At 61.2% G+C, this 14,333-nt stretch carries 13 protein-coding genes; 9 read left to right on the top strand and 4 right to left on the bottom strand.

Annotated elements, in window-relative coordinates; translation table 11 throughout:
- Position 1: 1 nt before the first annotated feature.
- The 8 genes from accC to HGO40_RS18020 all read left to right on the top strand — a co-directional run bounded on the left by accC (position 2) and on the right by HGO40_RS18020 (position 11,256).
- Positions 2-1,360 carry an acetyl-CoA carboxylase biotin carboxylase subunit gene (gene accC, locus HGO40_RS18055; RefSeq protein ID WP_250964108.1) on the top strand — a complete coding sequence of 453 codons (1,359 nt, stop codon included), beginning with the start codon at positions 2-4 and terminating at the stop codon, positions 1,358-1,360.
- A 233-nt stretch (positions 1,361-1,593) separates the two neighbouring features.
- Positions 1,594-2,472 carry a 50S ribosomal protein L11 methyltransferase gene (gene prmA / locus HGO40_RS18050; RefSeq protein ID WP_250964107.1) on the top strand — a complete coding sequence of 293 codons (879 nt, stop codon included), beginning with the start codon at positions 1,594-1,596 and terminating at the stop codon, positions 2,470-2,472.
- Positions 2,473-2,502: 30 nt separating this feature from the next.
- Complete coding sequence (locus HGO40_RS18045) at positions 2,503-3,729, top strand: DUF3426 domain-containing protein (protein WP_250964106.1); 1,227 nt, start codon at positions 2,503-2,505, stop codon at positions 3,727-3,729.
- Positions 3,730-3,914: 185 nt separating this feature from the next.
- Positions 3,915-4,922 carry a tRNA dihydrouridine synthase DusB gene (gene dusB, locus HGO40_RS18040; protein WP_053181619.1) on the top strand — a complete coding sequence of 336 codons (1,008 nt, stop codon included), beginning with the start codon at positions 3,915-3,917 and terminating at the stop codon, positions 4,920-4,922.
- The gene (gene fis / locus HGO40_RS18035; RefSeq protein WP_003186237.1) at positions 4,919-5,239 is read left to right on the top strand and encodes a DNA-binding transcriptional regulator Fis; all 321 of its coding nucleotides are present in this window, start codon (positions 4,919-4,921) and stop codon (positions 5,237-5,239) included. Before dusB ends, fis begins: the two co-directional genes overlap by 4 nt.
- 83 nt (positions 5,240-5,322) lie before the next feature.
- Positions 5,323-6,930 carry a bifunctional phosphoribosylaminoimidazolecarboxamide formyltransferase/IMP cyclohydrolase gene (gene purH / locus HGO40_RS18030; protein WP_250964105.1) on the top strand — a complete coding sequence of 536 codons (1,608 nt, stop codon included), beginning with the start codon at positions 5,323-5,325 and terminating at the stop codon, positions 6,928-6,930.
- 156 nt (positions 6,931-7,086) lie between these two features.
- Positions 7,087-8,382 (top strand): phosphoribosylamine--glycine ligase, encoded by a 1,296-nt coding sequence (purD, locus tag HGO40_RS18025; RefSeq protein ID WP_250964104.1) that lies wholly within the window; start codon positions 7,087-7,089, stop codon positions 8,380-8,382.
- Between the two features lie 99 nt (positions 8,383-8,481).
- Positions 8,482-11,256, top strand: coding sequence for a hybrid sensor histidine kinase/response regulator (locus tag HGO40_RS18020; protein WP_250964103.1), 2,775 nt, complete (start codon positions 8,482-8,484; stop codon positions 11,254-11,256).
- Between the two features lie 30 nt (positions 11,257-11,286).
- On the opposite strand, the gene HGO40_RS18015 is transcribed toward HGO40_RS18020, so the two are convergent.
- From HGO40_RS18015 to HGO40_RS18000, 4 genes are all read right to left on the bottom strand, one after another.
- Positions 11,287-11,925, bottom strand: coding sequence for a hypothetical protein (locus HGO40_RS18015; protein ID WP_250964102.1), 639 nt, complete (start codon positions 11,923-11,925; stop codon positions 11,287-11,289).
- Positions 11,922-12,218, bottom strand: coding sequence for a hypothetical protein (locus HGO40_RS18010; protein ID WP_250964101.1), 297 nt, complete (start codon positions 12,216-12,218; stop codon positions 11,922-11,924). The genes HGO40_RS18015 and HGO40_RS18010 overlap by 4 nt, the downstream gene beginning before the upstream one ends.
- Before the next feature lie 93 nt (positions 12,219-12,311).
- Positions 12,312-12,650, bottom strand: a complete 339-nt coding sequence (locus HGO40_RS18005) for a hypothetical protein (protein WP_250964100.1) — start codon at positions 12,648-12,650, stop codon at positions 12,312-12,314.
- Positions 12,651-12,710: 60 nt separating this feature from the next.
- Entirely contained in the window at positions 12,711-13,487 is a 777-nt protein-coding gene (locus HGO40_RS18000; RefSeq protein WP_250964099.1) for a hypothetical protein, read from the bottom strand.
- A gap of 244 nt (positions 13,488-13,731) precedes the next feature.
- On the opposite strand from HGO40_RS18000, the gene tspR reads away from it, so the two are divergent.
- Entirely contained in the window at positions 13,732-14,328 is a 597-nt protein-coding gene (tspR, locus tag HGO40_RS17995) for a type III secretion system genes modulator TspR (RefSeq protein WP_250964098.1), read from the top strand.
- Positions 14,329-14,333: the final 5 nt, after the last annotated feature.

Raw genomic sequence — 14,333 nt, 5'->3', positions numbered from 1 at the left:
GATGACTGCGAAGTTGGAAAAAGTCCTGATCGCTAACCGCGGTGAGATCGCCCTGCGGATTCTGCGTGCCTGCAAAGAGATGGGCATCAAGACCGTCGCCGTTTACTCCAAGGCCGACAAAGAACTGATGCACCTGGGCCTGGCGGACGAATCCGTCTGCATCGGTCCGGCGTCGGCTGCGCACTCCTACCTGCACATCCCGGCGATCATCGCCGCTGCCGAAGTGACCGGCGCCACCGCCATTCACCCGGGCTACGGTTTCCTGGCGGAAAACGCCGACTTCGCCGAACAGGTGGAAAACTCCGGTTTTGCCTTCATCGGTCCGAAAGCCGACACCATCCGCCTGATGGGCGACAAGGTGTCGGCCAAGCACGCCATGATTGCCGCCGGCGTGCCGACCGTTCCGGGTTCCGACGGCCCGCTGCCTGAAGACGAAGAAACCGCTTTGCGCATCGGTCGCGAAGTGGGTTATCCGGTGATCATCAAGGCCGCTGGCGGCGGCGGTGGTCGCGGCATGCGCGTGGTACACAAGGAAGAAGACCTGATTTCCTCGGCGAAACTGACCCGCTCCGAAGCTGGCGCGGCGTTCGGCAACCCGATGGTCTACCTGGAAATATTCCTGACCAACCCACGTCACGTCGAAGTCCAGGTACTGTCCGACGGCCAGGGCCAAGCCATCCATCTGGGCGACCGCGATTGCTCGCTGCAACGTCGTCACCAGAAGGTCCTCGAAGAAGCGCCGGCTCCAGGCATCGACGAGCAGGCTCGCCAGGAAGTCCTGGCACGTTGCGTCAAGGCCTGTATCGACATCGGCTATCGCGGCGCCGGTACCTTCGAGTTCCTCTACGAAAACGGTCGTTTCTACTTCATCGAAATGAACACCCGTGTTCAGGTGGAGCACCCGGTTTCGGAAATGGTCACCGGTATCGACATCGTCAAGGAGATGCTCAGCATCGCCGCCGGCAACAAGCTGTCGTTCACCCAGGATGACGTGGTCATCCGCGGTCACGCGCTGGAATGCCGGATCAACGCCGAAGACCCGAAGACCTTCATGCCAAGCCCTGGCACGGTCAAGCATTTCCATGCCCCGGGCGGCAACGGCGTTCGCGTCGATTCGCACCTGTACAGCGGTTATGCCGTTCCGCCGAACTACGATTCGCTGATCGGCAAGCTGATCACTTACGGGGCGACCCGTGACGAAGCCATGGCGCGCATGCGCAATGCGCTGGACGAAATCGTGGTGGACGGGATCAAGACCAACATCCCGCTGCACCGTGATCTGGTTCGTGATGAAGGCTTCTGCAAAGGGGGCGTGAACATTCACTACCTCGAGCACAAGCTGGCAGGCGAAAAGCACTAAGCTTCAGCCCGCACCAGACAAAGCCGCCTTCGGGCGGCTTTGTCGTGTCTGCAGGTTTCGCAAACCCTGTGGGAGCGAGCTTGCTCGCGAAAGCGATGTATCCGCTGACATCAATGTGACTGACAGACCGCTTTCGCGAGCAAGCTCGCTCCCACAAAAGCTTTGCGCTCGCGTAAACTTGCGCGCTTCGCTGGCCGCTAGGCTGCAATCATCATTTTTCAAAGGTGCCCGCCATGCCTTGGCTGCAAGTACGCCTGGCCATCAGCCCGGAACAAGCCGAAACCTATGAAGACGCGTTTCTTGAAGTAGGCGCGGTATCGGTAACCTTCATGGACGCCGAAGACCAGCCGATCTTCGAGCCGGAGCTCAACACCACGCCGCTGTGGTCCCACCCCCACCTGCTGGCCCTGTTCGAAGGCGGCACCGAGGCGGCCAGTGTGCTTGCCCATCTGGAACTGCTGACCGGCGGCCCGCTGCCCGAGCATCACAGCGAAGTGATCGAGGACCAGGACTGGGAACGCAGCTGGATGGACAATTTCCAGCCGATGCGTTTCGGCCAGCGCCTGTGGATCGTCCCGAGCTGGCATGCCGCGCCGGAGCCCGAGGCGGTCAACCTGTTGCTGGACCCGGGCCTGGCGTTCGGCACCGGCACCCACCCGACCACCGCGCTGTGCCTGGAATGGCTCGACGGCCAGGATCTGAAGGGTTGCAACGTACTCGACTTCGGCTGTGGCTCAGGGATCCTGGCGATTGCCTCGCTCCTGCTGGGCGCCAAGGAAGCGGTCGGCACCGACATCGACGTCCAGGCCCTGGAAGCCTCCCGCGACAACGCCGGTCGCAACAACATCGCCGAAGCCTTGTTCCCGCTGTACTTGCCGCAGGACTTGCCACAGGTCCAGGCCGACGTGCTGGTGGCCAATATCCTCGCCGGCCCGCTGGTTTCCCTGGCGCCGCAACTGTCGAGCCTGGTCAAGCCGGGTGGGCGCCTGGCGCTGTCGGGCATCCTAGCCGAACAGGGCGAAGAAGTCGCCGCCGCTTATGCCGCGGACTTTGACCTGGACCCGATCGCCAATCGCGATGGCTGGGTGCGCATCACCGGACGTCGGCGCTAGAATGAGCGCCTGTATCCACCGGATTGCCGCATGACTGACAGCTTCGTCACCCTGTGCCCGCATTGCCACACCCGTTTTCGCGTCAGCCATGCTCAATTGAGCGTGGCCCGCGGGGTGGTTCGTTGCGGCTCGTGCCTGCAAGTGTTCAATGCCGCACGACAGCTGCTGGAACAACGCACGGGCAAGCCAGTCGCGCCCGCCGTCGCGCCGCCCGCCAAGCCTGCCGCCGAAGCCCCACCCCGGGCTATCAGCCAGAAACAATGGAGCGCCGCCGAGCTGGACCTGGATGACCTGGACAAGGAACTGGCGCGCCTGGAGCGACGTGACAATCGCGCCCCAGGCAGTGCCGGTCGGCGTCGGGAAGACAACCTGAGCGCGCAACGCGATTCGCGTTCCGGCGAACAACAAGCCTGGCCCGACAGCCTGTACAGCGAAACCTCGGACGAACCCGTCGAAACCGTCCTCGATACGCCCTTCGAACCGTTCGAACCCCACGAACCGGCGCGGCCGCCGCGTACCGAACCGTCCCTGTCCCTGGCCCTCGAACCATTGGAACCGGACGACGAACCAGTCGCCCCACTCCGCCTCGCACCGGACGACGAGCCCGAAGAACGCCTTGAGCGCCTGTCCGCTACCGACGACCACGACGACGAACCCGAGCCACCGCTGCCACTGCGCAAGTCACGGGAGCGCCAGGAGCCGGGCATACGCGCCGAAGCCCTCCACGACCTGGACGACGACCCGCTGCAACTGGATTGGCGCAAACGTCGTTCGCCCTGGGGCCGACGCCTGTTGTGGATTCTGCTGATCCTGCTCGCCGCCGCAGCCCTGGGTGGCCAGTACATTGCCTACCATTTCGAAGAGCTGGCCCGCCAAGACCAGTACCGGCCGTGGTTCCTGCAAATCTGCCCGACCATCGGCTGCGACGTACCGTCCAAGGTCGACATCGCCAAGATCAAGAGCAGCAACCTGGTGGTGCGCAGCCATCCGGAATTCAGCGGCGCCCTGATAGTGGACGCGATCATCTACAACCGTGCGCCCTTCTCCCAACCTTTTCCGTTGCTGGAACTGCGCTTTGCCGACCTCAACGGGCACCTGATCGCCAGCCGTCGCTTCAAGCCCGGGGAGTACCTGGGCGGCGACCTCGAGGGCCGCGGCGAAATGCCGCCGCAGACGCCCATCCACATCGCATTGGATATCCTGGATCCGGGCCCCAAGGCGGTGAACTACAGTCTGAGCTTCCATTCCCCCGAATGAAGCCGGCCAGGGTCGGCCAATTGACGGCAGCTTTCTGACTGACCCCGCCCAGACCAAACCGCTGGCGATAACAAATTAGCTGTTCAGATTTTATCCAATTCGATCTTTAACCAGTCATCGAGAGCGGGTATCATGCCAACCCTTTTTCGAAGTCTCATGATCCGGCCCCACTTCAGGGAAGTCCTATGTCGGCGGTACGCATCGGCCCATATACATTGCAGAACGGCCTGGTTCTCGCCCCCATGGCGGGCGTCACCGACCAGCCCTTTCGTCAGTTGTGCAAACGATTGGGCGCAGGCCTGGTGGTTTCGGAAATGGTCACCAGCGACATGAGTTTGTGGAACACCCGCAAATCGCGTCTGCGCATGATCCACGAAGGCGATCCCGAGCCCCGCTCGGTACAGATCGCCGGTGGCGACGCACAGATGCTGGCGGAGGCGGCCCGGGCGAACGTCGAGCTGGGGGCGCAGATCATCGACATCAACATGGGCTGCCCGGCGAAGAAGGTCTGCAACAAGGCCGCCGGCTCGGCGCTGTTGAAGGATGAAGCGCTGGTCACCGAGATCCTGCAGGCAGTCGTCGCCGCAGTCGATGTGCCGGTGACCCTGAAGATCCGCACCGGGTGGGACCGGGAAAACAAGAATGGCCTGGTGGTGGCGAAGATCGCCGAACAGGCGGGTATCACGGCGCTGGCGGTGCATGGCCGCACCCGTGCCGACCTGTACACCGGCGAGGCCGAGTACGACACCATTGCCGCGATCAAGCAGGCGGTGTCGATTCCGGTGTTTGCCAACGGCGACATCGATTCGCCGGAGAAGGCCCGGTACGTGCTGGACGCGACCGGTGCCGATGGGCTGTTGATCGGCCGGGCCGCCCAGGGGCGGCCATGGATTTTTCGTGAGATCGAACATTACCTGCGCACCGGCGAAAAGCTCGCTGCGCCGCAGTTGTCCGAAGTGGAACGTATTCTGCTAGAGCATCTGGCCGCGCTACATGCCTTCTACGGAGAAGTCATGGGCGTACGCATCGCTCGCAAGCATGTGGGCTGGTATCTCGCAACCCTGCCGGGCGCCAGGGAGTTTCGCGCCCGTTTCAATCGTTTGGATGGTACGCAAGCACAATGCGCCGACGTTCAGGCGTTCTTCGCTGAGCGTTACAAGAGCCTGACAGGGGACGAAGGGGTGGCCGCATGACGATGATGACCGAGACTTTAGTGAGTGGAACAACACCCGTGAGCGACAACGTGAATTTGAAACAGCACCTCAATACGCCCAGCGAAGAAGGCCAGACCCTTCGCGGGAGTGTCGAGAAGGCGCTGCACAATTATTTCGCCCACCTTGAAGGCGCTGCCGTCACGGATGTGTACAACCTGGTGCTTTCCGAAGTCGAGGCGCCTCTGCTCGAAAGCGTGATGAACTACGTCAAGGGCAACCAGACCAAAGCCAGTGAGCTGCTGGGCCTGAACCGCGGCACCCTGCGAAAGAAACTCAAGCAGTACGACCTGCTGTAAGCATTCAATCGAACCAGAAAGGCGCCCGCATCAAAAACGGTCGCCTTTTTTGCTGACTTCCCTTGCTTTTGATGGAAATTGAAATGACCGACCAGACCACCCGCCTGCCGATCCGCCGCGCCTTGATCAGCGTTTCCGACAAGACCGGGATCCTCGAATTCGCCCGCGAGCTGCAACAGCTGGGCGTCGAGATTCTCTCCACCGGCGGAACCTTCAAGCTGCTGCAGGACAACGGCGTCGCCGCAGTGGAAGTCGCGGACTACACCGGTTTTGCAGAAATGATGGACGGTCGGGTCAAGACCCTGCACCCCAAAATCCACGGCGGGATCCTCGGCCGTCGCGGCATCGACGATGCCATCATGAACGAACACGGCATCAAGCCAATCGACCTGGTAGCCGTCAACCTCTACCCGTTCGAAGCCACCATCAACAAGCCTGGCTGCGACCTGCCGACCGCCATCGAGAATATCGATATCGGCGGCCCGACCATGGTCCGCTCGGCGGCCAAGAACCATAAGGACGTCGCCATCGTAGTCAACGCCAGCGACTATGCCAGCGTGCTGGAAAACCTCAAGGCCGGTGGCCTGACCTACGCCCAGCGTTTCGACCTGATGCTCAAGGCCTTCGAACACACCGCCGCCTACGACGGCATGATCGCCAACTACATGGGCACCGTGAACCAGGCTGCCGAAACCCTGGGCACGGAAGGCCGCAGCGAATTCCCGCGCACCTTCAACACCCAGTTCGTCAAGGCCCAGGAAATGCGCTACGGCGAGAACCCGCACCAGAGCGCGGCGTTCTACGTGGAAGCCAAGCCCGCCGAAGTCGGCATTGCCACCGCCACGCAGCTGCAAGGCAAGGAACTGTCGTTCAACAACGTGGCCGACACCGACGCCGCGCTGGAATGCGTGAAGAGCTTCGTCAAGCCGGCCTGCGTGATCGTCAAGCATGCCAACCCGTGCGGCGTGGCCGTGAGCCCGGACGCCGAGGGCGGTATCCGCCAGGCCTACGAACTGGCCTACGCCACCGACACCGAGTCGGCCTTCGGCGGCATCATCGCCTTCAACCGTGAACTGGACGCCGAGACTGCCAAGGCCATCGTCGAGCGCCAGTTCGTCGAAGTGATCATCGCCCCTTCCGTCAGCGAAGAAGCTCGCGCCATTGTCGCCGCCAAGGCCAACGTGCGCCTGCTGGCCTGCGGCCAATGGTCGGCCGACCGTGCGCCGGCCTGGGACTACAAACGCGTCAACGGCGGCCTGCTGGTCCAGAGCCGCGACATCGGCATGATCGGCAGCGAAGACCTCAAGGTCGTGACCCAGCGTGCCCCGAGCGAACAGGAAATCAACGACCTGATCTTCGCCTGGAAAGTCGCCAAGTACGTCAAGTCCAACGCCATCGTCTACGCCAAGAACCGCCAGACCATCGGTGTCGGCGCCGGCCAGATGAGCCGCGTGAACTCGGCCCGCATCGCCGCCATCAAGGCTGAGCACGCCGGCTTGCAAGTACAGGGCGCGGTCATGGCCTCCGATGCGTTCTTCCCGTTCCGCGACGGCATCGACAACGCGGCCAAGGTCGGTATTACTGCGGTGATCCAGCCGGGTGGTTCGATGCGTGACAATGAAGTGATTGCGGCCGCCGACGAGGCTGGCATCGCGATGGTCTTTACGGGCATGCGCCACTTCCGTCACTGATCCACCGACCCACTGTGGGAGCGAGCTTGCTCGCGATAGCGTCGATTCAGTCAGCATTGAAGTCCGCTGACACACCGCCATCGCGAGCAAGCTCGCTCCCACAGAAAGGCAGCTTTAGCGCTGCATCCAGAACTAGCGTCATCCGAGGTTTTTGAAATGAATGTTTTGATCATTGGCAGCGGTGGCCGCGAACACGCCCTGGCCTGGAAAGTGGCCCAGGATCCCCGTGTACAGAAGGTCTTCGTGGCGCCAGGCAACGCCGGCACCGCCATCGAAGCCAAGTGCGAAAACGTCGCCATCGACGTGCTGGCCTTGGAACAACTGGCCGAATTCGCCGAGAAGAACGTCTCGCTGACCCGCGTCGGTCCGGAAGTGCCGCTGGTCGCCGGCGTGGTCGATCTGTTCCGCTCCCGTGGCCTGGACTGCTTTGGTCCAACCGCTGGTGCCGCGCAGCTGGAAGGCTCGAAAGCGTTCACCAAGGATTTCCTGGCGCGTCACAAGATCCCGACCGCCGACTACCAGAATTTCACCGAAATCGAACCGGCCCTGGCGTACCTGCGCGAGAAAGGCGCGCCGATCGTGATCAAGGCCGACGGCCTGGCCGCTGGTAAGGGTGTGATCGTCGCCATGACCCTGGCCGAGGCCGAGGACGCCGTGCGCGACATGCTCGCGGGCAATGCCTTCGGTGACGCCGGCTCCCGCGTGGTCATCGAAGAGTTCCTCGACGGCGAGGAAGCCAGCTTCATCGTCATGGTCGATGGCAAGAACGTCCTGCCGATGGCCACCAGCCAAGACCACAAGCGTGTCGGCGATGGCGACAGCGGCCCGAACACTGGCGGCATGGGCGCCTACTCCCCGGCCCCGGTGGTGACCGCCCAAGTGCACCAGCGCGTCATGGACCAGGTAATCTGGCCAACCGTGCGTGGCATGGCCGACGAAGGCAACGTCTACACCGGTTTCCTCTACGCTGGCCTGATGATCGACAAGGCTGGTAACCCAAAAGTCATCGAATTCAACTGCCGTTTCGGCGATCCTGAGACCCAGCCGGTGATGCTGCGCCTGCAATCGAGCCTGGTCCTGCTGGTCGAGGCCGCACTGGCCCAGGCCCTGGACAAGGTCGAAGCCCAATGGGATCCGCGCCCAAGCGTCGGCGTCGTATTGGCCGCTGGCGGTTACCCGGGCGACTACGCCAAGGGCAGCGCGATCCAGGGCCTGGACGCTGCGGCCCGGCTGGAAGGCAAGGTGTTCCATGCAGGCACGGCATTGAAGGATGGGCAAGTGATCACGGCCGGCGGTCGTGTGCTTTGCGCCACCGCCTTGGGCGCTAGTGTCGACGCAGCTCAGCAGCAGGCCTACAAGCTTGCCGCCGAGATTGACTGGGAAGGTTGTTTCTACCGCAAGGACATTGGCTACCGTGCCATTGCCCGTGAGCGTGGCGAAAATCTGGAATAACCCAGCCATTCAGCCAGGCAAGGGTCTGCGGCCCTTGCCTGACTGTTCCGGCGCCGCGCATAGTTATATTCTGGCATCAACCTACGAAGGGATTTCGCCGTGCGCTGGCTCAGGATTGCCATAGGCTTTACCGTCACCCTGCTGACGCTGCTCTGCATGCTCCCGGCCCAGGCCGCGCCAGGCAGTGGCTGGGCGGTATTGCTTGACGAACAGGGCGACCTGACGCTGAGCGATATACGCTCTGCCCGCTACACCAATCAATTCAGCCCCATCGATCTGGACCGCCTCAAGGCCGCCGAGCCCGGTGGTGCATTGTGGCTGCGTTTCCGCCTGGCCCCGGACAGGCACGAACAGATCCTGCGCATCTTCGCACCCGACCTGTCACGCCTGAACCTCTACGTGCTGGACGGCGACGCCCTGGTCGAGCAACAGGTCAGTGGTAATGCCACTCCGCATACCGAACCGGCGGTGCCCAGCAGCGACTTCATGCTGCCCCTGCCGCGCAGCGATAAATCCTTGGATGTCTACCTGCGACTGGCCTCGCGCCACGAACTGCGCCCCTACGTCACGTTGCAATCGGCCGTCACAGCGGCGGCCGATCAGAACCAGACGCTGATTTATGGGTTGCTGTTCGGCTGCATCGCCATGCTGATCCTGCACAACCTTACCCGCTACGCCTACACCCGCTCACGCAGTTGCCTGTGGCTGGCCGCCTGTGAAGGGCTGCTGATGCTCAGCCTGGTGCTGCTGCTGAACCTGGCCGGCCCCTGGCTGCCCGACTGGCCGGCGGTGCAGACGCCCGGGGCCTACCTGGCGCTACTGCTGACGGCGCCTTGCGGCCTGATGTTCGCCTACCGCTTCTTCGCGCCCTTGGGGCCGCACCCGTTGAACCGGCTGCTGCTGGGGGACATCGTGTTCGTCATGCTGTGCAGCCTGCTGCTGTTGTTCGTCAACACGCTGCCACTCAATATCATGACCTATGCCCTGGTGGCCCTGGCCGGCCTGAGCATGCTGTTCGTCAGCGCCTGGCACTGGCAAAAGGGCTACCGTCCGGCCCGGCTGTTCGTCGCGGCCATGGTGGTCTTCAACCTGGGCACGCTGATCATCCTTCCGGCACTGCAAGGGCTTACGGAAGTCCCTCCCCAGGGCTTGATCATCACCCTGCTGGTCTTCATCTGCATCAGTGGCCTGTTGATGAGTGTCGCCCTGGGCGAACGCCAGCGCTCGATCAACGAAAGCCGTTTCAGCCTCAGCCGCGACCTGGCGGCGAGCAATGCCGAAATCAATGCCAAGGCCGAATTCCTGGCGAAGATCAGCCACGAGATCCGCACCCCGATGAACGGCGTTCTGGGCATGACCGAGTTGCTGCTGGGCACGCCGCTGTCGGTCAAGCAGCGCGACTACGTGCAGACGATCCATAGCGCCGGCAATGAACTGCTGCCCCTGATCAACGAGATCCTCGACATTTCCCGGCTCGAATCCGGGCAGATCGAACTGGACGATGTGCAGTTCGACCTCAATGCCCTGATCGAGGATTGCCTGAGCATCTTCCGCGCCAAGGCTGAACAGCAGAACGTCGAGCTGATCAGTTTCATCCAGCCCCAGGTACCACGCGTGATCAGCGGCGACCCTACGCGGCTGCGCCAGGCGTTGCTGAGCCTGCTGGAAAATGCCCTGAAGAAGACCGACGAAGGCGAAGTGCTGATCGTCGTCGCCCTCGACGAGCGCAGCCATCAGCCCCGCCTGCGCATCGCCGTGCAGGACAGCGGGACGCCGATGGACGCAGAGGAGCGCGACACGCTGATGCACGCCGAGCTGCACAGCAAGAACTTCCTCTCGGCCACACGCCTGGGCGGCAACCTGGGCCTGGTCATCGCCCGCCAGCTAATCATCCTGATGCACGGGGAATTCGGCATCAAAAGCGGCAGCAACCAGGGCAGTACCCTGTGGCTGACCTTGCCGCTGGACCCGGATCGCCTCGAACACCCGACTTCCGATCTCGATGGCCCGCTGCAAGGGGCGCGGGTGTTGATCGTCGACGACAACGACACCTGCCGCAAAGTACTGGTGCAGCAATGCAGCGCCTGGGGCCTGAACGTCAGCGCGGTGCCCTCGGGCAAGGAAGCCCTGGCACTGCTGCGCACCAAGGCGCACCTGCGGGACTATTTTGACGTGGTGCTGCTGGACCAGAACATGCCGGGCATGACCGGCATGCAACTGGCGGCCAAGATCAAGGAAGACCCGAGCCTGAACCACGACATCCTGTTGATCATGCTCACCGGTATCAGCAACGCGCCGAGCAAGATCGTGGCGCGCAACAGCGGGGTCAAGCGCATCCTCGCCAAACCGGTGGCCGGCTATACCCTCAAGACCACCCTGGCGGACGAGCTGAACCAGCGCAACCGGGGCCAGGCGACGAACCTACAAGTGAATGCAGGCCCGCCCATCCCGGTGAAAGTGCCGAGCGACTTCCGCATCCTGGTGGCCGAGGACAACAGCATCTCCACCAAGGTCATCCGCGGCATGCTCGGCAAGCTCAACCTGCAACCCGATACCGCCAGCAACGGTGAGGAAGCCCTCAAGGCCATGAAGGAGCAGCGCTACGACCTGGTCCTGATGGACTGCGAAATGCCGATCCTCGACGGTTTTTCCGCTACCCAGCAATTGCGTGCCTGGGAAATGGGTAACCAACGCACCCGCACGCCGGTGGTGGCGCTCACGGCGCACATCCTGGCCGAGCACAAGGAGCGCGCCCGCCAGGCCGGGATGGACGGGCACATGGCCAAGCCTGTGGAGCTGTCACAACTGCGCGAGCTGATCGAACACTGGGTAGCCCAGCGCGATCAGCAAAAACCGACCGCATCGACTTATTGAACCCGACCCAAGCCTGCAAGTAAGCCTTGTTCAAAGCTCCAGGGCGCTGAGGTAGGTGGACGCTTGAGACATCACCGAGCGTTTTACCTTGTCTCTGAAAGTGGCGTAGTACAGCGTATTGAAGGTGATGAAGGTCATTTGCTCCACGCTGTTGCGCACCCAGTCGCCTCGCTCGATGAACAAGAACCGAGACACCTGTCGGCGCAGCTGGAACTGGCAGTGATAGACGCCCATTTCAATTCGATGAGCGCCTTTGGGCACACAAGGAATCATCTGGAAAATACCCGTATCGCGCGACAAGGTGGTTGATTCGAACAGCCCAAGCGCTTCCGGATTGTGCCTGAGCGCCGTTAACGCACCACTGGCCGGCGCATGAAATGCTTCGCCAAAACGGGCCTCGATCTGTTGCGCCGCCCCCGCCCCCATCGGCTGGCCCTCAATGGCCGGTAACGCCTGCGGACGGGGTACGTCCCACCCCAGGTATTTGAGTTGGTTGCAGTAGTAGTCGAACCAATTCCCGGATAACCCAGCATCGTAGGCAGCCCTGGTGGCCCGTTGCGCGAAAAACGTACTCAAATACACGTCTTCTCTCTGGGAAGCGGGCAGACCTGCCGCGAACGAAACAATACTGCCGCCAACAACCCCTGCGGATGGAGCGAACCCCGTCATCGGCCGACCTCCTCGACAGGAGGCGCCACCGCATCGTGGATCACCTCGGAGATATCCACGACATTGTCAGCCACGACCGCCCCAACCTTACGGGCGATAACCTCACGAGCCGGCGCAAACAGTGTTTCGCTCAGTTGCATCCGGAAATAACGCACCGATACAGCACCGTCGATGTCCCCGGCATCAAAGCATTGTCCCCAAGGGTTGGCATCGATCACTTTTCCTGTGTTGAATTGCAGGCAGAGACCGGTTATCGAAACAGCACTTTGCGCCACAATCACCAGCAAGCGCACGGGGTTGGGCGATGGTGGGGACAGCGTCGGGTCAGCTTCACTTTGTTTATGCGCGTGCTTGCGCAGGATTCACATCGCTGGCAGAGTGCCAGATTACGCTGCGACCCGCGCCAATACCGCCATGATTTGCTGTTGTTGATCCGGCCGATCGTCCAGGGGAAAGGCTGCAACCCACTTGAGTGGCGAGTTGGAGTCTTCCTTTTTTGGCCACAGGTCTTTTCGCCGTTTGGTACCCGAGACCCAGGCGACGTTCAAGACATCCATGTAAGCGCCGTACCAATCAGCGATCGGCAAGCGCTGCAGACTCTTGTTAGCAACCAATTGCGCGAGCAAGAGCGAATTCATTAGGTCGTCAGCTCCCGTTTGCCCCGCAGAAGAGGGAACTAAAACAACCGCCGCCGCGTTAACAAAAACCGAATATTCCTTGTCCATTTTTTTTATTTTCCCTGAAAATAAGACAGCCGTCGCCCGGCTGCCTTATTTAAATAAAGCTTAAATTTCGTACTCTTCGATTTTGCTCACCGCATGGCTACCCAGCCGACTGATAATAATGCCTCTGGTTTGCTCCACAATACCGGGAACTTTCCTGAATACCGACTCACCTTTATATAACTTGACGTCACGACTACTCCAATCGGCAAACAAGACCTGAGTCGAACTGTTGCGCCGAGTAAAGCGTACGGTACCCAGTAACATGCTGACTTCACCTTCGATCTCGACACAGGTGCCGGCCGCCATTCCGCCGACCCCATGTTCCAACAGGTTTCGCTCATAAAGCGTCAGCGCCTTTTCTTTCCTCTGCAATGCAGTGATTGCACTTTCAGCGACTTTCAACAGCAACGCCGATGTCGCGCCTCCGAGGGCAACCCCCGTCACCACGGAGGCCAGGATATCCAACACCAGCTTATCCATTCGCACGGTGTTACCGGAAATGTTCAGGTCATCATAGAAACGCTGCGTCGGGACCCAACCTGCATTCGTCATGACTTCGACGAACTTGTAGTACCACTCCCGTCCCTGGGACTCGAGCGGAAATTGTCTATTGGCGACCAGTGAAGCGAAGAGAAAAGCATGCTGCGCATCTTCCTGGTGCTGGGGCGCAAGGCCACCGGCAAAAGCCAGGATACCTTCACCAACGACCGAGCCCTTGGCCGGGGGCTCAACATCGCCGGAATAGAACGAGCGGGGGCTAATATCAGGATGGACTTCGTAACTTTCCAGGCGCGCCACACAGGCTGCTATCGCACTATCACGCACTTCAACGCTCATAACTTACTCCTTAAATTAATTAGACAAGCCATTCCGTGACTTGCAGCCTCACACTAATCAAGCCAACCGAATACAACAACACCTGACTTGTAACTTTAGAATAACTCAGCCAACCAACACCCATCGGACAAGTAAAAACAGCCCGACAAATAAGAAACACGCCTCCACCGCATTCAATCAAATGCCGACAGTCGTTTCAGAGACTGATAGACTCCGGCAATGTCTTTCGCAATGAGTCTGAACCATGCTCCATGTACTATTCAGCGTTTATCTGAAGATGCTGGTGCTCTACAGCCCCTTCTTCGTGCTGTCATGTTTTATCGGGCTGACTCGCGGCTATTCGCGCAAGGAACAACGCCGCCTGGCCTGGAAGGTCGCGACCGCGACGCTGGTCTCCAGCGTGCTGCTGTATTTGTTCGGACGGGTGATTTTCAGCGTGTGCGGCATCACCGTGGACGCATTCCGGATCGGCGCCGGCAGTGTGCTGTTCATTTCGGCACTGGGCATGGCCCAAGGCAAGTCGGCCGTGCAGACCGACAATGTGCAGCAGGACGTGACCATCGTCCCACTGACCATTCCGTTGACCGTCGGCCCCGGCACCATCGGCGCCCTGCTGGTGATGGGCGTGAGCCAGCCACATTGGGACGACAAGCTCATGGCCATCATCAGCATCGCCCTGGCGAGCTTCACCGTCGGCGTTGTGCTCTACCTGTCCAGCCGCATCGAACGGATCCTCGGTGACCAGGGCTTGCAGATCGTCAGCCGCCTGATGGGGCTGTTTGTCTGTGCGCTGGCCGCGCAGATTATCTTTACCGGGGTCAAAGGCTATCTGGTGCCATAGCATGG

This window comes from Pseudomonas sp. CG7, assembly GCF_023701885.1.
Classification (GTDB): domain Bacteria; phylum Pseudomonadota; class Gammaproteobacteria; order Pseudomonadales; family Pseudomonadaceae; genus Aquipseudomonas; species Aquipseudomonas zanjanensis.
Note: the sequence above shows the minus strand (reverse complement) of the source record. Positions and strands in the feature narration are given on the sequence as shown.